Source organism: Dyadobacter sp. 32 (assembly GCF_902506755.1).
Lineage (GTDB): Bacteria > Bacteroidota > Bacteroidia > Cytophagales > Spirosomataceae > Dyadobacter.
The window spans coordinates 3,534,995-3,558,678 of the sequence record NZ_LR735258.1; the positions used below are offsets into that span (position 1 = coordinate 3,534,995).

Sequence of the window (23,684 nt, forward strand, 5' to 3'; positions counted from 1 at the left end):
AGTTCGGGATCAGCCTTTGCAGAAAAGTATCCCAACCTTAGACAGGTTGCCTGCGATTATCAAAGCGGAAGTAATCAGCATACAGGATGGTGACACGATAGAGTTAAAATTTATATTTTCAGGAAACAAGGCAGGACGGCGCTCCGGCAAACCCTTGCGGATTCGGCTGCTACACATAGATTGTCCTGAACGGGGCGCACAGTTCTACAAAGTTGCCCGGCAATTTACGTCTCAAAAATCGTTCAGACAGGTGGTACGGGTGAAACATACGGGGCAATTTGACCGATATGGACGGCTGTTGGGAGAAGTTTTATTACCGGATGGCAAAACGCTGAACAAGGAATTGGTCAGGAATGGCTATGCGGTGCATTTCAAAAAATACTCTTCCAGCCAGGAATACGCCAATCTGGAAAACAAGGCAAAAAAACAAAAACTAGGCATTTGGTCTGTGAGTCCATTTAGCTTAGGTAAACTATAGTTTCAACGGAACAAAAATGAGTTCATCACCAGCATTTTATCAAATATTTTTTCAGGGAGAAACATTGTTTCACCTTTCCACGCCGGTAGAGGCCGTCACCGCGCGCGAGACACCCGTTGAGGCTCCTCAGTCTCAAAGCATTCCTAAACCTTCTGTTGCAGCCAGTGCCCCACCCACAGTAATTACGCCTTCATCACCTGCTGCTTCTCCGCCGCCTCCAATCACTTTTCCGGTATTGAATCACAAAATTCTCATTTTAACAGATGACGCAAAGAGTAAAAATCTGATAGAGTCAGAGGCCGTTTTGCTCAACAATATTTTGAAAGCAGTCGGACATTCATTAGAAAAAACCGATGTAATGAATTATAGTTTCTTACAGGGAGCCGATGCCCGGAAGGTGCTATCCGAAAAACGGACGCACTATTTCATCACTTTTGGCGTCCCGCTCATTAAACTAAATTTGGATCTGCTTCTGGTTCCCTACGCACCCAAGCTTGTGGAAGGAATCTGGTTTCTGCTCGCCGACCCGCTCACGGTCATCGATGCAGACAAGACAGTCAAAAAGAAACTCTGGCTTGCGTTACAAAAAATGTTCGAAACAGTCTAATCACCAGTTCATTACACCTTTTAATCACCGGCCATCACAATAATGTAGTTATTTTCTCTGTTTTCTTGGATAATCGCAGGCTAATCCATGAAAATCTATGGCCACTTTAAGAGAAAAAATTGCAAACTGGTTCCGCACCCCCCGGCCAGAAGATGTAGACTATTACGATGACGAGCCTCAGGAACAGCATGAGCAAGCCAATTTATCCGGCGAAAACCAGATCGGTCCAAAAGGCGATACAGCCAACATGTCAGCTGTTGCAAGGCAATCGGAAATGTTACCCGAAAATGCTCCCAAATCGGAGGTCTCTATTCCCTATTGGCTTGAAGATGAGGATACCCTTCGCGACGAAGGTGTCCTGTTTGGACTCTCCGAATCAGAATCAACCGAAAAGACCGAGATCATTTACAAATATTTTTCCCATCTCACAGCAGAACTTCATGGCTCCATCGAACAGCAGAACGAGCGGATACAGGAACTAAACCTATTCATTGGTCAAAAAACCAGCAGAATTGAAACCCTGACTGAAAGGCTGTCCAGCACTGCTCTACCCAGAACCGATTCGGAACATCAATTACCCAGAACCCTGATCGGACTCGCCTTATCGATCGCGATGTGTGTAGGAAATTTTTACCTGATCCGCGAGTCACTGAAGCCTGCTTTTGCTGAAAGTTCCTGGATAGCACTCGGCGTATTTCTGGCGGGCATGTTCAGTCTTTTTGGTCGCATTTCGTTGTTTCATGATACGGATTCAAAAGTATCCTGGCGGTCGCTCCTCGAAGAAGTTGGCATGCCATTTGCCGCTGCCCTTTTTGTTTTCGCCCATGTGGTACAACATCAGAGCTGGCTTCAGGCCACCGCACTCTTTGTTTTTGTTTTATTTCTCTTCCTTTTCGCTGGCAAGCTTTTTCTAAGCAACATCACCGTATTGCGTAACGACCTGAAAATATGGATCGGCACACGCAACGAACGTAAAGAGGCAACCGACAACGCGGAAAACTGGGAGACTGAAATTTTGCTTTTACAAGGAGAAGTGGATGAATTACGTATTAAAAAATGGCAGACACTACGGGAACAGAATGCCTCTGAAAGTGAACGAGACAGGCTTTTTGCACGAAGGGACATGCTGATAAAACTTTTCGAGAGTGAATTTTTCCTGGCCAGGAGGATGAAAAACCAATTAACCGGCCGACAATTGAATTACATTAAGGAGGGAAAGTAATGACCTTGCTGCATATCGCTGCCGCGCGGCAAATGACGATAATGTTACCGATTTAATTATTTGATTTAACTTATTAAAGATATACAATGATGGACGAGCAAAACCCCAATCAAAACAACGACTACCAGCATGGGTATGTGAGTGGAATGGAAGGGCTGGAAAGGGAAGCCTACGAGTCCTATGTATCCAGTAATGTGAAGCACGACTGGATACTCGATAGCCTCAATCAAAAGAAAGAAGCACTAGCCTCTATAAAAAACCAGCACCGGGAAACAGTTCAGAAACACAAAGTCTCTTTTGACAAACTTCAGGATCAGGCGATGGGCGTGAATACCAACGTGAAGCGCATTGGAGAGCTGGAAGATCATGTTAAACAAATAGATGTTCAAACAGATGAACTAAAAGAGAAACGAACCGCGAAGGCTCCTGATTATTCCCTTATTGCAGGCCTGATATTTCTGGCTGCCGGTATATCGTTCATAGCCGGGGACCTGATCATATCACACGAAATCGTGGCTTATGCACTCAACATCCGGAACCCCAACGAAGCGTGGGCTTTTGCCATCGGGCTTGCGATGTTGTCGGTTCTGTTAAAACCAGCCTACGACCGTCTTGTAGAAGACCCTTACCATGACGAATCTGCACCAAAAGGGAGGTCACGTTATGCCAAATTTAAGCTGATACTTTCGGTTTTCGCCATCGTCACCCTGGTTGTACTGGGGTGGTTTCGCTACGAAGCTTACCGAACCGACAAACTGAAAGAAGCGATTAACAAATCAGTCAAAGGACTTCAGCTCAACGCGGTAGATCCGCTTACCGGCGCCCCTATCAACAGCCCCGAGCTGACCAATAAGATTGAAGCAGCCTTGCGTAATTCCGACCAGCTGAATCTGGATTTGGTTAACAGTCCCTGGGCTTTGTTGTCATTCGTACTGAGCGGCGTACTATTTGCTATTGCAGGTGCCGTATCCCTCGGAATGGCACTCCCCGTTTTACAGGGTTTCTGGTACCGCTGGTTACAGATCGATCCAAAATTATGGAGGCTAGGGCGCCGTAAAAAAAGAATTTCGAAACAGCTGGATGCCATGCACATGACTTTGAGCAAGCAGCTGGCGGAGAAGAATATTCTTGAAAACGACCTTTCGGTACTTCCTTCCTTTGATGAACTAAAGAAAGAAGAAGCTACCCTACGGGACGAAATTGCGAGCCTGGAGCAGGAGCGCCGACAGGCCATGACCGATACCCGGGTGCACTCTTTCGGTGATGGCTATGCCCGCGGGAAAGTATCACGTGATGTGATGAACGAGGAAGAATATGATTCATGGAGAAACAGCCATCTGACCGTTTCCAATCTTGCCCTACGGGCGAAATCCAACTCCACAACCGACAGGGCAGTAACCCGAACCCGAAATACAGGCATGCGACCGCATCAGGCTATACGCAAGGCCATTACGGATCGTTTCGATGATAACAATTCTTAGTGGCGAGAGACGGCCATCACATGTTTTCGAAACTTCCCGAATCTACACTCTGAGTAAATTTTGTAAATTGGGCGTTTGACACATGAATTAAAATAATGATTCTGACGCCCAACTTACAAATAATTTCCTGTGACGATACGTTGTTCGATGCCATTCGAATGGGCAACAACGTGTTAGGCCGAGTGATGGGCGTGAACGTGCCCAGAAAATGGACCGAGTTTCGCGACACCTTCACGCCCTCCTACCACCGCTGGAAAGCACACCCTCCCCTCCGCGACTGGTGGGTATACCTGATCGTTCACACCGGCGATAATCTGCTCATAGGATCCTGCGGCTACAAAGGGGAACCCGATTCCAATGGTTACGTCGAAATAGGTTACGAGATCATGGATTCGCATCGTGGAAAAGGCCTGGGGACCGAAATTGCACAGGGACTTGTGGATCACGCCTTCACGCACAGAGCCGTCCACAAGGTGATTGCGCATACCGTACGGGAAGAAAATGCCTCTTGCAGCATTTTACAAAAAGTGGGTTTCCAGCACATTGAGGATGTACAGGATACAGAGGAAGGCCCGCTATGGCGCTGGGAAATTACCAGAACAAAACAATAAATCAGTTTAGCGTTGCACCCCTATTTTGTAAGCGTTGTGTAAATCCGGCTGTGCCATTATGGGATTGAAGTAATAAATTTTTGACTTATTTAAGTTAATTATCTACCTTAAATTCCTGAACACAATTTCGATAAAATTAACCCTTAGATCATGACATCCATCTCAAAAGAAACTTTCCCATGGCTTCGGCATTATGCCAAGGATGTTCCATACGAAATTAATCCGGATGAATTCGCATCAATTATAGATCTACTGGAACATGCTTTGAATACCTATCCGGAAAGAACTGCCTATGTGAATATGGGGAAAGACCTCAGCTTCGCAAAACTGGACGAGTTATCACGGCATTTCGCGGCCTACTTACAGAGTCTTGGGTTGCAAAAGGGTGATCGTATTGCCATTCAAATGCCCAATGTTCTGCAGTATCCCATTGCCATGTTTGGTGCGTTGCGTGCGGGTCTGGTCATCGTGAATACCAATCCATTATACACCTCCAGGGAAATGCTGCATCAATTCAAAGATTCAGGTGCAAAAGCCATTGTCATACTCGCCAATTTCGCTGTTAATCTTGAAAAAATCGTTGCTCAGACAGATATCAAACACGTGATCGTAACCCAGCTCGGTGACATGCTTGGTTTCCCTAAAAAACTGATTGTGAATGCGGTGGTTAAATATGTAAAGAAGATGGTGCCTGGTTATCATATAGCCAACGAAGTATCTTTTAATTCTGCCCTATCCATCGGTAAGGAAAAAACGTACTCAAGACCAAATGTGTCGAGTATTGAAATGGCGTTCATTCAATATACCGGTGGAACAACGGGCGTTTCCAAAGGTGCCATGCTCACACATCGCAATCTTATTGCCAATGTAGAAATGAATGCGGCATGGCTGGCACCCATGCTAAAAGATACCGCAGTTCCGATCTTCATTACCGCGCTACCGCTATACCATGTTTATGCATTGACTGTAAATGCACTGGCAGCACTCAGGAGCGGTGGAATGAATGTACTGATTACCAACCCACGTGACCTGAATGCTTTTATCAATGATTTAAAAAAATACGCATTCAACATTTTCCCTGGGTTGAATACACTTTTTAATGGATTGATTAATCACCCCCGGATTGGAGAAGTGGATTTTAGCAGCCTCAAAGTCACTTCTGCGGGAGGAATGGCCTTGCAGAAAATTGTAGCCGAAAACTGGGAGAAGCTAACAGGATGCTCCGTCATGGAAGGCTATGGTCTGTCCGAAACGTCACCCGTACTCTCCGGGAACATAATCAATGGCGAAAACCGGATTGGTACAATTGGCGTCCCCTGGCCGAGTACACAATTGAGAATCCTGAGAGATGACGAAACCTGGGCACCAGTCGGAGAAGCCGGAGAAATATGTGCCGCCGGGCCACAGGTCATGCTGGGGTATTACAATCGCCCTGATGAAACCACGAAGGTGTTCTTTGAAGATGAAAGCGGGCGCTGGTTTAAAACGGGTGATATTGGTATAGAATCGGCAGATGGCTTTTTTAAGATTGTTGATCGTAAAAAAGATATGATCCTTGTTTCGGGATTCAACGTTTACCCCAATGAGATCGAAGAGGTCGTTGCGCAATGCCCGGGTGTGTTGGAAGTTGCCTGCGTTGGCATTCCTGATGAAAAATCAGGCGAACTTGTGAAGGTTTATGTGGTAAAAAAGGATCCTGAACTCACGGAAGCCAAAATAAGGGCTTACTGCAAAGAGAATCTTACCGCATACAAGTGCCCCAAACTGGTAGAATTCCGAACAGAGCTACCCAAAACCAACGTCGGGAAAATATTGAGAAAGGCTTTAAGAGAAGAAGAAATGGCAAAACTTAAGAAGTAGGTCATCCATTATCATTATTTTGTTTTCAAAGAGCCGTAGCAACCCTTGCTTCGGCTCTTTTATTGCCCCCTCCGCTTGTAATCCCATTTTCGCATTATTTCAGAGCCTGCCTCATCCGGGATTTAACGAATGCCAATTGACTGGTACGCAATTTTTAGCCTGACGGTATCACCATTAGATTATATCATGAGTAAAACCATTATTGTATCCAACCGGTTACCGGTAAAAATATCCGAAAATAAAAGCAAATTGAAGATCAGCCCGAGCGAAGGAGGACTTGCTACGGGAATGGGTTCAATATATCAGGATGGGGACAATATTTGGATCGGTTGGCCAGGCTTGGAAATTGAAAAACCAGAAATACAGGAAATGGCTGTTTCAGAGCTAAAGTCACTGAATCTGGTTCCCGTTTTCCTGGATCAGGAAGAAATCAAAAGATATTACGAAGGGTTTTCCAATGAGGTATTGTGGCCGGTTTTTCATTATTTATCCACCTACGCGGTTTATGATGAGCAAAACTGGCTAATGTACAAGAAAGTGAATGAGAAGTTCAGAGATGTTGTACTTCAGCACATGGAACCTGGGGACACCTTGTGGATCCACGATTATCAGCTACTGCTACTTGCCGGAATGGTAAGAGAATCACTGCCCGACACCTCCATTGCTTTTTTCCAGCACATCCCTTTTCCTTCACAGGAGTTATTTAAACTGATCCCCTGGAGAGATGAAATTCTAAAAGGTATGCTGGGTGCAGACCTCATCGGATTCCATACCTTCGACGATGCACGTCATTTCATAAGTTCCTGTGCTTATATTCTTCAGACACATGCTACTGCCAATACGCTTCGGGTGGGCGAGCGCCTTGTGGTTGCCGAGCCCTTCCCCATGGGAATCGACAGTGCAAAGTTTGCCAGATTAGCCGGAAGTGCAAAGGTTAAAAGGCGCGTGAGTCATTTGAGAGACAATTTTAAAGAGCAAAAACTGATTCTCTCCATAGACAGGCTGGATTACAGCAAGGGCATTATTCAACGACTGGAGGCGTTCTCGTCGTTTTTGGACAAACATCCGGAGTATATTGAAAAGATCACTTTTTACATGATCGTCGTACCCTCACGTGACAATGTAACGCAATACAGGGAGCTTAAAAATGAGATCGACCGCCTGGTGGGTAATATCAATGCAAAGTACCGAACCTTTGACTGGCATCCCATTGCCTACTTTTATCACGGTTATCCTATCGAAATCATCTCCGCACTGTATACGGCGGCGGATATCTGCCTGGTAACGCCCATGCGTGACGGGATGAATCTGGTAAGTAAGGAATATGTGGCCAGCAGAACCGACAATTCGGGTGTCCTGATCCTCAGTGAAATGGCTGGCGCATCCAAGGAGCTTATCGATGCGCTGATCGTTAACCCAAATAGCCATGAAAGTATTGGAAACGCACTTCTGGAAGCATTAACGATGTCCAAAGAAGAAGAAAAACTTCGGATGACGGCCATGCGGCAGGTGGTATTTAAGTTCAGTATTCATCACTGGGTGAGCATATTTATGAGCAGACTGGCGGAAGTAAAACAACTTCAGCAGTCCATGAAAGCCAAGATGGTCAAAAACGTAATCAGACAGCAGATCATTAAAGAATATGTAGTAGCAAAAAAAAGACTGCTTATCCTGGATTACGATGGAACCTTAGTGGGTTTTCAAAAACAGATCGACAAAGCTTCTCCTGACCCCAAACTGTATAAACTACTCGATGAATTAAGCCAGGATGAAAATAATCGGCTGGTGATTGTGAGTGGTCGCAAGTACCAGACCCTGGAGAATTGGTTCGGTCATAAAAATTATGATCTCGTAGCTGAACACGGGGCATGGAGAAAACTTTTACACGAACAGTGGACACAACGCCCCGGTTTGTCGAATCGCTGGAAAATGGAGGTAAATCAGATTATGGAAGGATTTTGCGACAGAACACCTGGTGCATTCGTCGAGGAAAAGAGCTATTCACTGGTATGGCACTACCGTCAGGTGCAGGAAGGTCTTGGTGCCCTGAGGGCCAATGAACTTATGGATAATCTTCGGTATTACCTGACCGCTCACGGGCTTCAGCTTCTGGACGGTGATAAAGTGGTAGAAGTCAAAAATTCTGAAGTTAATAAAGGAAGGGCTACAACAGAAATTTTACACGGCAAAGAATACGACTACATCCTGGCGATCGGTGATGATCATACAGATGAGGATATATTTAAAGCATTACCGCCTGAGGCAATCAGTATAAAAGTGGGCAGCAATGTTTCAGCTGCCCGTTTTTATGTAAGTAATTTTCTCGAAGTGCGGAGCTTGCTGGAATCACTTGCCGCACATCAGGTTACAATTTAGGATCCGGTAGAAACGGCGGGCGATCAAGCTTCATAGAGATGCGATAGGCTGCGTTCATCAAGCCCACATGACTGTATGCCTGGGGAAAATTACCCCATTGGTCGCCCGTACTTTCATCTACATCTTCACTAAACAGCATCAGGTGGTTGGCGTAAGGCATTATTTCAGTGAATGTATCCACCGCATCCTGAATTCGGCCTACACAGGCCAGTGCTTCTATGTACCAGAAAGCACAAATCAGAAAGGTTGTTTTAGGTTTACCAAAATCATCGGCGTGAATATAACGGTAAAACAATCCTTGCGGCGTTTTCAGCTCTTTTTCAAGAGCGGCCAAATGGTCTTTCGCCCGTTGCGATGCCGGATCCAGGTAATTCATCATGATGAGCTGTAAGGTACTTGCGTCCAGATTGGGATTTCCTACACCCGTGGTGTACACCTTTCGTTCCGGATCATAGCAATCCTCAATATGACTTGAAGCTCTCTCCATCAAACTCTTTGCACGTGCGATAATCTTTTCATCACCCAATGTCTGACCGATTTTCAGTGCCGCGGCACTGCCAGCCCATTGAAACAAGTTGGTATAACAGTGATAGTTGGCGAAGTTTCGAAACTCCCAGATTCCTGCATCCTTCTCATCAATGGTATTTTCTATTTTGTCCAACAGATAAGAAACCCATTTATTGGAGTCCGAACGTTCCTTAAAAACAAAACGGTGATCGGTGTACAGAGGCAATAGCGATATCAAAGCCTGGCCATTTACATCGTTTTGAATATGTTCAAAGGCCTGATTACCTATTCGTACGGGTTGGTTTCCAAGGTAGCCTGTCAAATGATCAAGAATGGTTTCGGTAAGGTCTTTCTTACCCGTGATACCGTACAAGGGTTGGTATCTGCCCTTTTCTTCGTACGAAATATTCGCAATGTATTTTGAATAGTGCTCCATCTCTTCGAATTGCCCGATGTGGTTCAGCGCGGTAAGCACATAGTAACTATCTCTAATCCAGCAATATCGATAATCCCAGGTTCGTCCGCTTCCGGGCGACTCAGGAAGGCTCGTTGTACTCCCCGCTATAATCGCACCGGTATCCTCATACTGATGAATCTTTAAAGCCAATGCAGATCGTATTACCTGCTGCTGAAAGAACGGAGAAATGGTGGCATGCTTGATCCACGTCCTCCAATAACCCACCGTTTCACGTAAGAAATGCTCCGCAGTGCTCTGCAATGGAGCTTCCAGGGCACTACCATAGGTAAGCACAATGTATTTTGTTTCGCTCAGTACAATGTAGTTCTCTTCAAAAAAATGAGATAGGGGAAGGTTAGTCGTAAGTCGTATTTTTTCATCCCCTCCAGTGTAGTCAATATGGTTGCTACCTCTGCTAACCGCATACTCCCCTTTTCCATAGTCATAAACCGGTTTACATCTGATCTTAATTCTTGGATATTCAGTCAGCGGTTCAATTTTTCGGATGAGCATCAATGGCTTGTAATAACGATCATATTGCCTGAAACGTGGGGCAAAGTCGGTTACCCGATAGGTCCCTGATTCTCCGGTAATCTCAGTTCTTAATACATTCGTATTTTCAATGTAATACTGATGGGATGAATATTCTCCCTCCGGAAGTATCGAAAATGCTCCCCCCTTCTGCTCATCCAGCAGGTTGCCAAAAACAAATTGACTGTCAAATGCCGGCCAACAAAGCCACGAGATGTTGGTGTTCTTTTGTACATGTGCGATAAACGAACAATTTCCGATGATCCCGCTGTCATAAGTATGTCTGCCCATAAAATTCAGTTTAAAAAATGGATGGTTCGCATTCATCCTGACAAATTCTATACCACTGCCGGGAGCGGGCTTCACCAGGGCTCATTAAATTATATTAGGTTACAAATTCTATTTTATCCCGGGCACGCACTGCGTCCAATGGCGGAAAAAGTTCACATGAATTTCCAGAAAAGTGGAGAACTAGAACCAGGTTTATGTATATTTATCAAAACAAGTACTCAACTTTATACCAAAAGATGTATGAATCTACACCGTAAAACACTGGTATTGCTGCATGGACACGGCATGGATGACAGGATATGGGACAGCGTCGACGCTACTTTGAATGAATATTTCACCATTGTAAGACCCAACATTTCATTATTCACCTTTTGCCAGAGCGTGGAAGAATACGCGGACGAATTGCACCGGTACCTCACCAACGCTACTATACAAAAATTCACCTTGCTGGGACATTCCATGGGCGGTTACATTGCCCTGGCTTTTGCAGAAAAATACCCCGACATGCTACAAGGATTTGGACTGATTCACTCCACAGCCTTTGCTGATAATGAAACAAAAAAACACCAGAGAAATCAAACCATAGAGATGCTCCGCCAACATGGCACCCAAACGTTTCTGAAAAACACAGCGGCTAATCTGTTTGGAGACCGATACAAGGAACTTAACCCGAATGGTGTCAAAATGCATGTAGAAAAGTATGGTAACATACCGGCGGAGGCCCTGTCGGCAGGCATGACTGCCATGCGCAACCGACCAGACCGAACAGCCGTTTTATCCTCAATGCCTTATCCTGTTCTCATGATCATTGGTATGATGGATAATCTGATCCCGTTTGAAAGTTGCATAAGCTTATCTGAATACCCGAAACAAAGCTACCCGTTTATTCTTGCCGAGGCCGGTCACATGGGAATGATTGAGCGCCCCGACGCCATGTCACGTATGATTAATTGGTACATGGGAAAAGTATAGCAGGCAAAAAACGGCTTATATTTAAGCATATTTACTGCGAAGCTTTCGTTACCTTAGACAAATGCGCTATTCTCTGTCAAATTGTTATGATAAATCGTCCTTCAACTTATTTCTTCTGGAACCTGTGGGTTCCGTTTATTTTTGTTTTACTATGCCTTTCCGGATGTGATAACAAGGAAGAGGCACTCCCAATTACCAACCAATATTTAACTGAAAGTTCTTCGATAAAGGAACTTTCTAAGGACGATATTATTAAGATAAACCCTCTTTTTACCGTTTACGTTAAAAATGGTGTAAAGGCTTACAAGCTTACCTATAAAACAAAGAATACCGATGGATCCGAAATAACAGCTTCCGGGGCAGTTATACTCCCGGTAACGGATCAGCCCATATCCATGATCAGTGTACAGCATGGAACGATTACATCAGAGGCAGAAGCACCTTCCAATTTTGGAGCAGGTACCGAAGCCGCCAGTTTTGGTACGTTGTTCTCGTCCATGGGTTACATCGTGGTGTATCCCGACTACATAGGCTATGGCGCTTCAAAAGATTTGCCACATCCTTATGAGACACGGAGTAGTCTGGGGTCATCGGCGCTAGATATGATTAGGGCAACCAAAGAATTTTTGAGGGGCCAGAGTGCAGTGAAATGGGATGATAAATTGTTTATTGCCGGATACTCTGAGGGAGGTTACGCTACCATGTCTTTGCAAAAGAAAATAGAAGAGGAAGCAGCCGGTGAATTTAATTTAAGAGCATCCAGCTGTGGGGCCGGTGCCTACGACAAAACGGCCTTTATGAAGTTTATCATAAACAGCCCTACCCTCGGAGTTCCTTCCTACAATTCCCTTTACTTATGGGTTCTGCTCACTTACGACCGGGTGTACAAATTAAATAAGCCGGCAACTTATTATTTTAAAGAACCCTATGCAACACAGATAGCTGCAAATAAGGACAACCCAAGTAAAGTAGTTATAAACGCAAGTTTCCACACCATCCTTACCGATACATTCAAAAAAGCCTTGAATGAAGGTACTGATAAGGAATTTATAGCCGCCATTGCGGACAATGATGTATATAACTGGAAACCCAAAACGCCTACCAGGCTTTTTCATGGGGATGCCGACCCGTTGGTATTTCATTTTAATTCGGTAAATGCCGAAGCAGCGATGAAAAAGCAAGGTGCAGCAGATCTTACCCTTACCACGATAACGGGGGGAACTCATTCTTCGTCCGTTACCCCATATCTACTGGGCACCCTGGCGTTCTTTCAGGATGCTAAATACAAGTAAAAGCCACAGTGAAGACCCGTTTATAGTAAAGGCAAATGTGTTTACCTTCCAGGGTTCTACACCTATTTCACCTTTTCCAGTATTGTTTTGAACCGTTACTGTAATGTCCGATGTTGTTCAGAGATCATATAAGATCCGGGCTGTTTTACAAAAAACAGCCCTGTAAACTGAGACATTAATAACTTTAATTTCCCGACATGTCGTCACTTCTTGATTTGGTGGGCAACACCCCGCTTGTTGAACTGAACAGAATAAACCCGAACCCAAACGTAAAACTTTTCGGAAAACTGGAAGGAAATAACCCGGGCGGCAGTGTAAAAGACCGCGCAGCCTACGGCATGATTAAAGGCGCCCTGGAAAGAGGTGAGATTACCAAGGGCACCAGACTCATTGAGGCCACCAGTGGCAATACCGGTATTGCCCTGGCCATGATTGCACGGTTGTTTGATCTTGAAATCGAACTTATTATGCCTCAAAATTCCACCCGCGAACGAGTTCTTACCATGGAGGCTTATGGTGCAACTGTAACACTTACCGAGACGATGGAAGGCGCCCGGGATTTGGCCGAGGAAAAAGTATTGGACAAGAAATATTTTATGCTCAATCAGTTTGCCAATCCGGATAACTGGCGTGCACATTACAATACCACCGGCCCCGAAATTCTTAAAGACACGCAGGGTAAAATCACACATTTTGTATCATCCATGGGCACAACCGGCACCATTATGGGTGTTTCAAAGTATTTAAAGGAACAAAACAATGATATCCAGATCGTCGGATGCCAGCCTTCGGATGGATCAAGCATACCAGGAATAAGAAAATGGCCTGTTGAATATTTGCCAAAGATTTTTGATCGGTCCCGTGTGGATCGAGTGATGGAGGTAACCCAGGAAAACGCGATAATGACCACACGTCGCCTGGCTAAAGAAGAAGCCGTTTTTGCGGGTATGAGTAGTGGCGGAGCTGCCTGGGCGGCCGTAGAGCTTGCCAAAGAATTGGATTCCGGCGTGATTGTCTTTATTGTCTGCGACAGAGGCGACCGATATTTATCCAGTGACCTGTTCGCATGATGCCAACGGCCTTGGACAGTCAACATGCTTCCAACACTGGCTACCGGAAATTTTTCGGTAGCCAGCATTAAAATCAGAACAATCCAGCTCCTAAATTGCGGAATGGCCAGGGAATTGCAGCAAGAATAATGATCAGTGCCATGCTGTAAAACACGAGTATCGTACGGTGTTTGTCCCCACCAGCAAGCTTTTTAGCACGTGCTTTACCCATGGTGACCAAAATTACTGCGATGATCATCATGAAGCCGTGTTCAATAGAATAGAAACGGAAGACCTTTTCCTTAATCAGATCAAAATTAACTTTCGGGCTCATAAAGAACAGAATAAGCCCGATCAGCAGCTGGGTATGGGTGGCAATGAGCGCAAACAAATATAGTTTACTATCACCATTTTCAGATTTTTGCCATTTGGAAAAGGCAACCACAATGGCTGCAACCAGCAGGGCAAGTACTACATAACGAAGACCGGAATGCGCTCGTAAAAGGATGTTCATGGAAATCAGACGGGTTATGGTGATTGTGAATGTCAAGCAAAGGTAACGCTACATTCAGCATCTCCCAAATCTTACATCTGATCAAAATCGGTCTTTCCTCTAGAGAACAAGCGTGCGGAAGGAAAAAGAACCTGATCGCACGCTTACTTTCAAAGACTGCCGTGCATATCAAAATTTATTACCCCTTATCATTGATATTTGCAAAAGCATTTTAAAAACTCCATCATGATTATTTTCAATATCACAGTAAATGTCAGCTACAAGGCTGAAAAGGAATGGCTTAACTACATGAAGCAAGTTCATATTCCTGAAATTATTGCTACCGGGCTTCCCACCGAGCACAAATTGCTCCGCTTGTTGACCGAGATAGAAAACGAAGGGTCCACTTACACCTCACAATTTTCGTTTCGGACCATGGAGGACTTTTTAGCCTATCAGACTGGCTATCAAGCTGATCTGCAAGAAAAACATCACACCAGGTTCAATGGAGAATATGTTTCTTTCCGTACGCTACTGGAAGAGGTTTAGCCAAAAAATGCCCCTCATTTCCGACCTTAAATAATTCACAAAAACCTTCAAATTAGCTTGACATTACGGTAAAGATTGACTTTATTTAAAATACCGTTCGTCTGCACCTTTTTTACATGCGGCGATTAACGATTGGGTTTTTGTTCTCAGATAAGGCAGGATCGTTAGGAAAACCGACGATGATTAATCGGGGCGGGAATGGTTGGAAATAATGTTTTACCTTAAACATAAGTGCTTATGAGACTGCAGATGCAAGCAATCCACTTTGATGCTGATCCGAAATTGTTGACATTCATTCAACAAAAACTCGATAAACTGGATACGTTTTACGACCGGATCACAAGTGGTGAGGTGTTTTTGAGACTGGATAAAAGTGACAACGCTAAATTACATACCAAACTTATAGAAGTTAAACTTTATGTTCCCGGGGGGACGATGTTTGTGAGTGAAAAGGGAACAACCTTTGAAGAGGCCACGGACCTGGCAGTGGATACACTAAAAATGCAGGTTAAAAAATTCAAAGACAAGCGTACCAATGCCAAGGCTCCGAAATCATTTGAGGAAATAGCGGAAGGTGATGCAGTCGCTGTTGTAGCGGAGGAAATCGAAGATTAAGTTACATATAGATAAAAATAAATCGGCTGCCGGGTTCCGGCAGCCGATTTATTTTTATCCCCGGACTCCCACGACCCCTCAGACTTATTTGCAGCATTGTTTTTTTTATATGACTTTTGACAAAATATACCAATAGAAAAAATGATTGACATTAAAGCAGAAATCGGTGCCAGCTTTGACCATCCTGTTCGTTTCTCACAGGATGAAGTCATCCAATTTGCAGCATTAACCGGTGACAATAACCCACTACATTTAGATGCGGAATACGCGGCTACAACAAATTTCAAAAAACCCATCATTCACGGAATGCTTGGCGCAACCGTTTTCACGAAGGTGCTGGGTACAGAATTTCCCGGATTTGGCTCCATTTATTTGAAACAAACCCTTGAATTTCTGAGACCCATGTTCGTCGATACGGATTATCGGGCGGTATTTACAATCAAATCCATTCAGCCAGAGAAACACATCGCCGAGATTTCGACAGAAATCATTGACGTTACGACCAAAAAACTTGTGACCAGGGGCGTTGCTACGATGATCAATCAGGAAAAATTTTAAAAAAATAAAGCCCGGCTATTCACCGGGCTTGGCAATATTTCTGTGTGCATTAATTATTCAGCAGCATTCTTTTTCTCCTGAACCTCAGAACGGATTTCCTGAGCCAACGTTTTAAGATCCTGCATTCCTTTACGAACGCGAGTTCCAGCAGCCTGATTAGCCTTGTTATAGAACTTATCGAAATCCCCTTCCAGAGAAAGAATCAAATCTTTTACTTCATCAAATCTTGCCATTTTCTTATTTGTTTTTTAGTTTAAAAATGCCCCTAACGAGCCAAAAACGCACGTTATTGCCGAAATTTAGTAATTAAAAGCATTAACGCAACCCAAAAAACAAAAAAAAACAATCTTATAATGCAATTTTATTAGTCAAAACAATATAACTATCTGAATACTAGATTATTAAAAAAATTTGACGATTTTAAAAATAAATAAAAAAAGAGGACACTTTGTGAAAAATGCCCTCCCTGCGCAACAAACGACGATTCTGTTACTCAACAACCTCTTTCACCTCATCTATTTGATAAACCCTGTCCTTCAATTTGTCGGCCAGGATCGTAAATGCATTTAAAGTGTATTCCACATCGGCAAGCGTGTGAGATGCTGTAGGGATCAGTCTTAGCATAATTTGTCCTTTGGGAACCACCGGATAAACGACAATTGAACAAAACACCCCCATATTTTCGCGAAGGTCTCGTATCATTCGGGTCACCTCAGGTATGCCACCCTCACTATGCAGATAGACAGGTGTTACCGGCGATTCAGTTTCTCCAATGTTAAAACCACGCCCACGCAGACCATTCTGCAATGCATGAACATTTTCCCAAAGCTTAGTCCTGAGCTCCGGCATCTCTTTGATCAACTCCAACCTCCGACGACATCCCTCCACATATGGCATCGGCAACGCCTTTGCGTAGGTTTGAGAGCGCATGTTATATTTCAGATACATGATGATCTGCGGATCATCCGATGCTATGAATGCCCCGATGGCAGCCATTGATTTAGCAAAGGTGGAAAAATACAGGTCGATATCCTTTTGAACACCACACATCTCACCAACGCCTGCACCTGTTGCACCCATGGTCCCAAATCCGTGGGCATCATCAACCAATAGCCTGAATTCGTATTTTTTCTTAAGCTCTACAATTTCCTTTAATGCACCTACTTTACCCGACATCCCAAACACGCCTTCGGTGATCACCAACACGCCCCCACCTTTTTCGTTGGCCATCTTGGTAGCACGAACCAGGTTTTTTTCCAGGCTCGCCATGTCATTATGATTGTATTTATAGTAAGTACCTAATTTGGCTTTATGCAAACGGATACCATCAATCAGGCAGGCATGTGATTCTGCATCATATACAATTACATCACGGTGGTCGCAAATACATTCAATGGCCGACATGACACCCTGATAACCGTAATTAAGCAAAAATGCATCCTTTTTACCCACAAATTCAGCCAGCTCTTTCTCAAGAGCTTCATGATGTACAGAATTCCCTGACATCATACGTGCGCCCATCGGATAAGCAAGCCCCCACCTGGCCGCAGCCTCAGCGTCCACTTTCCTTACCTCCGGATGGTTAGCCAAACCAAGATAGTTATTCAAACTCCAGTTCAATACCTCACGCCCCATAAAACGCATCCGCGGCCCTAGTTCCCCTTCCAGCATCGGGAAAGAAAAGTAATGATGACTATTTAATTCTTTCCCAGGGTTGCCGATCGGCCCCAGGTTGTTATTCAGTTTCTCGAAAATGTCCACGCCTATCCTAATTTTATGTGGGTAACCAGTAGTGATAATGTTAAATAAATGCAAAACTAAAAAAAATAACCTTACATTAATAGGAACCGAAGATTCGCAAGCCCGTATATTGGGAATTTAATAAAAATACTACTTTTACTTTCAAGAGAATTAACGCTTCCCAAAACGCTGCTACTGTAATCATGCCAAAAATCAATAAACTGCTTGTTGCCAACCGGGGGGAAATCGCTCTCCGTATCTTGCGTACCTCCCGGGAAATGGGCATTGCTACCGTCGCCGTTTTCAGCGAAGCGGACCGCATGGCTCCCCATGTAAGATATGCCGACGAGTCGGTATGCATTGGCCCCGCTCCTTCCTCGGCATCTTACCTCAACATGGACAAGATCATTGCCGTCGCTTTGGAATTGCATGTAGATGCCATACACCCCGGATACGGTTTCTTGTCTGAAAATGCATTATTTGCTCAGAAAGTAACCGAAGCCGGATTGATTTTCATTGGCCCCTCTTCACATTCCATTGAGATTATGGGCAACAAGCTCGCAGCCAAGCAAGCGGCGGGTGTGTACAACATACCGATGGTTCCCGGCACTTCTACAGCCATAACCGACTTGCAGGAAGCCAAGCAGATTGCGGCCCGAATAGGGTATCCGATTCTCATCAAGGCGAGTGCGGGTGGTGGCGGGAAAGGCATGCGGATCGTTACCAGCGAACAAGCGTTTGATGAACAAATGGAACGTGCGGTCAGTGAAGCCACCTCTTCTTTTGGCGATGGCTCCGTATTCATAGAAAAATACATTACTTCTCCGAAGCATATTGAAATCCAGGTTCTTGGCGATCAACATGGAAATATTCTTCATCTTTTCGAACGCGAATGTTCGATACAGAGAAGGCACCAGAAAGTGATTGAGGAAGCACCATCCATATCCATCTCCCCTCAAGTGCGTCAGGAAATGGGGCGCTGTGCCATTGATGTGGCACGCTCCTGTAATTATTATGGCGCGGGAACCGTAGAATTTATCCTGGATGAGCATCAGAATTTTTATTTTCTGGAAATGAACACACGCTTGCAGGTGGAGCATCCGGTCACCGAACAAATCACCGGTATCGACCTCGTCCGCCAGATGATATACATCGCAGAAGGTAAGGAACTGACTTTAAAACAACAAGATTTGCAAATAAACGGACATGCTATTGAAGTTCGCATCTATGCCGAGGACCCGGCAAACAATTTCCTTCCTGATGTTGGTACATTATACACCTACCAAAGACCGCAGGGAAATGGTGTGCGGGTCGATGATGGATTTGAACAGGGCATGGAAATTCCCATTCACTATGATCCGATGATCGGTAAGCTTATCACTTATGGCTATGACCGAAGCGAAGCAGTCGCTAAAATGATCCGGGCAATCGATGAATTCCTTATCACCGGCGTACAGACTACCCTTTCCTTCTGCAGCTTTGTGATGCAACACGATGCCTTTATCTCCGGTACGTTTGACACGAACTTTGTGGATACCTTTTTCTTACCTTCCCTGATGGAGGGCGCACCGGACAACCCTTCAGCCATCCAGCTTGCAGGGCTCTTCACAGCTCGGCTTCTCCATGAAAATAAGGGAACAGCCATCAATCATACATCGATTCAAGGGAAAGATCAGTCCAAATGGTCTACGCGACGCTAATTTTTCACAACAAAAAGTGAACTATTCTGGCAAACCTTCGAAAGATTGCTTACTTTTGCGGTCTTATTTTTTTGCAAATTCGAGATAATATGCGTTTTTGTTAAAGATGAGCAAAATTTAAGTATTCACAGCACGATATTTCCTTTACTACATGGGGCTATATCATCACTTTTTTGGTAATAGATCTGTCAATACCTATCAAATTTTGATGACTCACAACTATCGACTTTCACTGAATAACCATCTATGAAGCTATCCGAATTTAAGTTTGACCTCCCTCAAAGTCTAATTGCACTTCACCCATCCGACCGCGGCGAATCCCGCCTGATGGTAATCAATCGTAAAACCGGAGAAATTGAACACAAGATGTTTTCTGACCTCATCAATTATTTCGATGACGGTGATGTGATGGCAATTAATGATACAAAAGTTTTCCCGGCTCGTCTTTATGGCCAAAAGGAAAAAACCGGTGCTAAAATTGAGGTTTTTCTTTTGCGGGAGCTAAACAGAGAAATGCGTTTATGGGACGTGCTTGTGGATCCTGCAAGGAAAATCCGCGTCGGAAATAAGCTGTATTTCGGAGACAGTGACCTTGTTGCAGAGGTGATTGACAATACCACATCGCGTGGAAGGACCATCAGGTTTTTGTATGACGGTGATAATGATGCCTTCATGAAGCTGGTAGATGAGCTGGGTGAAACACCTCTCCCTCCAGAAATCATTTCACGACGTAAAGTTGAAACAGCCGATCGTGAACGTTTTCAGACCATTTTTGCGGAACACGTAGGCGCCGTTGCGGCCCCAACTGCCGGTTTGCATTTCACGAAGGCCATGATGAAACGCCTTGAAATAAAGGGGGTTCATTTTGCTCCGGTTACGTTGCACGTAGGGCTGGGCACGTTTCGTACTGTGGACGTAGAGGATCTCACCAAGCACAAAACTGATTCTGAAAATTACCGTATTTCTCAATCAAGCGCTGATTTGGTGAACGCTTCGATTGATAACAAAAAACGCGTCTGCGCCGTTGGTACCACCTCACTTAAAGCGATTGAGTCTTCGGTATCTGCAAGCGGGCATCTTAAAGCCGTTGAAGGATGGACTGATAAATTTGTTTTCCCTCCTTACGAATTCAAAATAGCCAATTGTATGCTGTCCAACTTTCAGCTTCCTGAGTCTATTTTATTGATGTCGGCCTGCGCATTCGGAGGTTTTGATCTAGTAATGAAGGCCTACGAAAGTGCCATAAAAGAAAAATACAAGTTTTTCACCTATGGTGATGCCATGTTGATTATCTGATCATCGGGTTAAAGATATATTTTTGTCACTTATTCCAAGGCTTGTTGTCCAACACCTTTGAGTAAGTGACTTTTTTTTGACCTTCATTCTAATCTGATGCAAGAATATGTAATTATCGTAGCCGGGGGAACCGGGAGCCGGATGAAAAGTGATATTCCAAAACAATTCATTCCGGTAAACGGCGTGCCGGTCCTGATGCATACCCTAAGCGCATTCCGGAGCTATTCCAAGGATTTATCCATCATTCTTGTGTTACCGGAAAATCAGTTTGCCTATTGGAAAACCCTCTGTGTCCAACAATTTTTCGATGAACCGTATTTGCTTGTGGCTGGGGGTGCTACGCGTTTCGAATCGGTAAAAAATGGGTTAAGAACCATCGAAAGCCAGGAAGCATTGGTGGCTGTCCATGATGGCGTTCGACCGGTTATAAGCAGAGAAATTATTGCCAGGGCTTTCAGCACTGCAGCCCTGCATGGAACATCCGTTGTGAGTGTTCCTTTGAAAGATTCTATACGATGGGTCAAAGAATCAGGTGAAAATTCAACCCTGGACCGATCCTCCGTGCGGCTGATCCAGACACCACAAACATTCAGACTCGATTGGATGAAGCATGCTTTTGATCAACCGTTTCAAGAGCACTTTACCGATTGTGCCAGCGTCCTGGAATCTGCCGGCTATCCGATTCGTCTGATCGAAGGCTCCTATCGCAATATAAAAATTACGACCAGTGAGGATTTAGCTCTGGCTGAAACCTATCTGAAACAAATTTGATCTAAAGAGGATCAATGATGAAAATTCAGGATATACTAAGACTACGTTTGGTTAATCAGCAGATCGCTGTCAATAATTTTGAAACGCCCTCAGACGTCGTTTCCTGGTTAGGCGCTCTCCAGGCTCAGGACTATCCTGGAGCTAAATGGTCAATTGGGTTACGACTTAAAAAATGCTCCGAAAAGTGTGTGGAAAATGCCATCAAGGAGCGATCAATAGTCCGAACATGGCCCATGCGCGGCACATTACATTTTATTGCCGCCGACGATGTACGCTGGATGTTAAAATTGTTGGCACCCCGTATATTGTCGGGTCTGGCTGGAAGGCATCGTCAACTTGAACTGGACAGTACCATTTTGGGTAAAAGTCGTGACCTGCTCGCCAGGGCAATGGAAGGCGGCACACAACTCATACGAAGCGAAATTTATCAAATTCTGGAGAATGAAGGGATTTCCACAAGAGATCAGCGGGGCATACACATTATCAATTATCTGGCCCAGACACAACTTTTGTGCCACGGTACCCACAACGATAAACAGCCAACCTACGTACTGCTGGACGACTGGATAACAGATTCAAAAAAATTAGACGGTGACGAAGCCCTTGCGGAAATTGCAAAGAGATACTTTACAAGCCATGGACCCGCAACAATTCATGATTTTGTATGGTGGACGGGTCTGAAAGTCTCGGATGCAAAATTAGGATTACAGGCGGCCTCCAGTCATCTGGACCACCTGTCGTGTGATGGTCATAGCTACTGGTTTAGCAAGGCCTTACCTGAACATATTCCGACGAAAACAGTGCACTTGCTGCCTGGATTTGACGAATACATGCTTGGATATACCAACCGTTCTCTAATGGTTCGAAAGGAGTATCTTCCCCGAATCGTTCCCGGCAATAATGGGATGTTCATGCCTACCATTGTAGCTGATGGTGAAGTGCAAGGGCTTTGGAAAAGAACCTTCCAGAAAGAAACCGTCAAGATTGAGCTTTTGCCTTTCAGCTTCATCAGCAAAAGCAACATAGACCGGATAAGCTCCGCTGCGAAAAGATACGGAAAGTACCTGGAAAAGAAAGTGATTACCACTATGCAGGCCTGAAAAATAAAAAACATCTACTTATGGCATGCGATCCAAGTCTGCCCTGGAAATCTGTCGGGGGAAATTGATGAAACTCAGATTGGGTTCGTTCATTTCATATCCTTCCATGTAAAATTCTCTGGCTCGTTCGAAATAACCCGCTGCTGCAGGACTACCTAATATTTTGAGTACACTCCCCAGATAATAATTGGCCTCAGGAAACTGTTCATACAATTGCAGGCAATCCCTAAAGTATCTGGCGGACTTGTCGAAATCTTTCATTTCATAATAGACGATCCCCAGATAGAAAAGCGAATTGAAATGAATGTCATTATGACCAGATCCCCTTCCCTGCTGCGCTATATCTTTCAAAAATTCCTGCTCTGCTCTTTCATATTGACCCGTTCCTAAATGACATAAGCCAAAGTAGAAAAAGTAAGTGTGATCCATTGTGTGCGCGTACGGTTCCAGCGTTTGCGCTTCCGTCAGATCCACCAATGCCCGCTCGTAATTTCGGGTGAAAATACAATGGAGATATCCCCGGTAAGCAAGCCATCCTTTCTTATCGATTTCAACCGCCTTGTTAACAAAATCAAAGGCAGTGGAAAAATCTCCATTGTAAAGGTAGGGGATCGACTTTTCATGATAGACACGGGCAATCCCCGGGCAAATACGAAGAAGACTATCCAGTGTAAGGTCCCAATGCTCATCATTGAAACCATATAACCCCGCTCTTTCGACATATACTTCCAACAGACTGTCCTGCACAATTTTAGAATTGCAATCCATTTTTTGTTGTCCAAAACAGCAATAAATAAGTATCACGCTAAGGCAAAATAATATCGATTTTCCCATCCATAGTTTTGAAAGTTAACAAGGCAATACTGTTTGCATTTTTCATCAATATTGACCTGTTTCGGACAGTCAGTCTGCCCAAATGGTAAACATATACTCTCCCGGACTACGTCCTGAAATGCCGGGCTTTCACCTTACACAACAAGGCCATCACAAAAGACACACTAACTGACCCGATATGGAATAAAAAATGATCAAATAAATAGCCAAAGACTGTGTTTCAGTGCCAAAATGATCTCAAATAACACCGGTTACAATTTATCCCTATGAAGATTCAAAATCACATCGGACTTC

22 protein-coding genes are annotated in these 23,684 nt (G+C 44.4%); 17 read left to right on the forward strand and 5 right to left on the reverse strand.

The features are described 5' to 3' along the window. The first annotated feature begins 46 nt into the window (after positions 1–46). The 7 genes from DYADSP32_RS14330 (at position 47) to DYADSP32_RS14360 (ending at position 8,635) form a co-directional block, all read left to right on the forward strand. Positions 47–478, forward strand: coding sequence for a thermonuclease family protein (locus DYADSP32_RS14330; RefSeq protein WP_414617773.1), 432 nt, complete (start codon positions 47–49; stop codon positions 476–478). Positions 479–494: 16 nt separating this feature from the next. Beyond that, entirely contained in the window at positions 495–1,085 is a 591-nt protein-coding gene (locus tag DYADSP32_RS14335) for a hypothetical protein (protein WP_149242094.1), read from the forward strand. Positions 1,086–1,182: 97 nt separating this feature from the next. Beyond that, complete coding sequence (locus DYADSP32_RS14340; RefSeq protein ID WP_414617774.1) at positions 1,183–2,307, forward strand: hypothetical protein; 1,125 nt, start codon at positions 1,183–1,185, stop codon at positions 2,305–2,307. Between the two features lie 86 nt (positions 2,308–2,393). Beyond that, positions 2,394–3,788, forward strand: a complete 1,395-nt coding sequence (locus DYADSP32_RS14345; RefSeq protein ID WP_414617775.1) for a hypothetical protein — start codon at positions 2,394–2,396, stop codon at positions 3,786–3,788. A 95-nt stretch (positions 3,789–3,883) separates the two neighbouring features. Next, positions 3,884–4,399, forward strand: coding sequence for a GNAT family N-acetyltransferase (locus DYADSP32_RS14350; protein WP_149242093.1), 516 nt, complete (start codon positions 3,884–3,886; stop codon positions 4,397–4,399). 150 nt (positions 4,400–4,549) lie between these two features. Beyond that, on the forward strand, positions 4,550–6,259 hold the full coding sequence (locus tag DYADSP32_RS14355; protein WP_149242092.1) for an AMP-binding protein: 1,710 nt from the start codon (positions 4,550–4,552) through the stop codon (positions 6,257–6,259). Between the two features lie 186 nt (positions 6,260–6,445). Beyond that, entirely contained in the window at positions 6,446–8,635 is a 2,190-nt protein-coding gene (locus DYADSP32_RS14360) for a bifunctional alpha,alpha-trehalose-phosphate synthase (UDP-forming)/trehalose-phosphatase (protein WP_149242091.1), read from the forward strand. Here DYADSP32_RS14360 and DYADSP32_RS14365 read toward each other — a convergent pair. Then, positions 8,625–10,421 carry a glycoside hydrolase family 15 protein gene (locus DYADSP32_RS14365; RefSeq protein ID WP_149242090.1) on the reverse strand — a complete coding sequence of 599 codons (1,797 nt, stop codon included), beginning with the start codon at positions 10,419–10,421 and terminating at the stop codon, positions 8,625–8,627. The genes DYADSP32_RS14360 and DYADSP32_RS14365 overlap by 11 nt on opposite strands. A gap of 240 nt (positions 10,422–10,661) precedes the next feature. Between DYADSP32_RS14365 and DYADSP32_RS14370 the strand changes: the two genes are divergently transcribed. The 3 genes from DYADSP32_RS14370 to cysM all read left to right on the forward strand — a co-directional run bounded on the left by DYADSP32_RS14370 (position 10,662) and on the right by cysM (position 13,755). Then, on the forward strand, positions 10,662–11,393 hold the full coding sequence (locus DYADSP32_RS14370) for an alpha/beta fold hydrolase (protein WP_149242089.1): 732 nt from the start codon (positions 10,662–10,664) through the stop codon (positions 11,391–11,393). Positions 11,394–11,479: 86 nt separating this feature from the next. Beyond that, on the forward strand, positions 11,480–12,685 hold the full coding sequence (locus DYADSP32_RS14375) for a lipase family protein (protein WP_149242088.1): 1,206 nt from the start codon (positions 11,480–11,482) through the stop codon (positions 12,683–12,685). 197 nt (positions 12,686–12,882) lie between these two features. Beyond that, complete coding sequence (cysM, locus tag DYADSP32_RS14380; protein ID WP_149242087.1) at positions 12,883–13,755, forward strand: cysteine synthase CysM; 873 nt, start codon at positions 12,883–12,885, stop codon at positions 13,753–13,755. A 73-nt stretch (positions 13,756–13,828) separates the two neighbouring features. Here the strand turns inward: cysM and DYADSP32_RS14385 are convergent, their stop codons facing one another. Beyond that, complete coding sequence (locus DYADSP32_RS14385) at positions 13,829–14,248, reverse strand: cytochrome B (RefSeq protein ID WP_149242086.1); 420 nt, start codon at positions 14,246–14,248, stop codon at positions 13,829–13,831. Between the two features lie 225 nt (positions 14,249–14,473). Between DYADSP32_RS14385 and DYADSP32_RS14390 the strand changes: the two genes are divergently transcribed. The 3 genes from DYADSP32_RS14390 (at position 14,474) to DYADSP32_RS14400 (ending at position 15,949) form a co-directional block, all read left to right on the forward strand. Then, positions 14,474–14,776, forward strand: coding sequence for a DUF4286 family protein (locus tag DYADSP32_RS14390; RefSeq protein WP_149242085.1), 303 nt, complete (start codon positions 14,474–14,476; stop codon positions 14,774–14,776). Between the two features lie 237 nt (positions 14,777–15,013). Beyond that, a complete protein-coding gene (gene hpf, locus DYADSP32_RS14395; protein ID WP_149242084.1) occupies positions 15,014–15,391 on the forward strand; it encodes a ribosome hibernation-promoting factor, HPF/YfiA family in 378 nt (125 codons plus the stop codon). A 141-nt stretch (positions 15,392–15,532) separates the two neighbouring features. Continuing rightward, on the forward strand, positions 15,533–15,949 hold the full coding sequence (locus DYADSP32_RS14400; RefSeq protein WP_414617776.1) for a MaoC family dehydratase: 417 nt from the start codon (positions 15,533–15,535) through the stop codon (positions 15,947–15,949). 53 nt (positions 15,950–16,002) lie between these two features. Here the strand turns inward: DYADSP32_RS14400 and DYADSP32_RS14405 are convergent, their stop codons facing one another. Then, on the reverse strand, positions 16,003–16,182 hold the full coding sequence (locus tag DYADSP32_RS14405; RefSeq protein WP_149242083.1) for a histone H1: 180 nt from the start codon (positions 16,180–16,182) through the stop codon (positions 16,003–16,005). A 256-nt stretch (positions 16,183–16,438) separates the two neighbouring features. Continuing rightward, positions 16,439–17,710 (reverse strand): aminotransferase class I/II-fold pyridoxal phosphate-dependent enzyme, encoded by a 1,272-nt coding sequence (locus DYADSP32_RS14410; protein ID WP_149242082.1) that lies wholly within the window; start codon positions 17,708–17,710, stop codon positions 16,439–16,441. A 182-nt stretch (positions 17,711–17,892) separates the two neighbouring features. Here DYADSP32_RS14410 and DYADSP32_RS14415 point away from each other — a divergent pair, with 182 nt between their 5' ends. From DYADSP32_RS14415 to DYADSP32_RS14430, 4 genes are all read left to right on the forward strand, one after another. Continuing rightward, a complete protein-coding gene (locus DYADSP32_RS14415) occupies positions 17,893–19,389 on the forward strand; it encodes an acetyl-CoA carboxylase biotin carboxylase subunit (RefSeq protein ID WP_149242081.1) in 1,497 nt (498 codons plus the stop codon). Positions 19,390–19,635: 246 nt separating this feature from the next. Next, on the forward strand, positions 19,636–20,685 hold the full coding sequence (gene queA / locus DYADSP32_RS14420; RefSeq protein WP_149242080.1) for a tRNA preQ1(34) S-adenosylmethionine ribosyltransferase-isomerase QueA: 1,050 nt from the start codon (positions 19,636–19,638) through the stop codon (positions 20,683–20,685). Positions 20,686–20,781: 96 nt separating this feature from the next. Next, positions 20,782–21,456: a 2-C-methyl-D-erythritol 4-phosphate cytidylyltransferase gene (locus DYADSP32_RS14425; RefSeq protein WP_149242079.1), complete on the forward strand. Its 675-nt coding sequence runs from the start codon at positions 20,782–20,784 to the stop codon at positions 21,454–21,456. Positions 21,457–21,470: 14 nt separating this feature from the next. Then, entirely contained in the window at positions 21,471–22,556 is a 1,086-nt protein-coding gene (locus DYADSP32_RS14430; protein WP_414617777.1) for a winged helix DNA-binding domain-containing protein, read from the forward strand. An 18-nt stretch (positions 22,557–22,574) separates the two neighbouring features. On the opposite strand, the gene DYADSP32_RS14435 is transcribed toward DYADSP32_RS14430, so the two are convergent. Beyond that, positions 22,575–23,324, reverse strand: coding sequence for a tetratricopeptide repeat protein (locus DYADSP32_RS14435; protein ID WP_414617778.1), 750 nt, complete (start codon positions 23,322–23,324; stop codon positions 22,575–22,577). Positions 23,325–23,684: the final 360 nt, after the last annotated feature.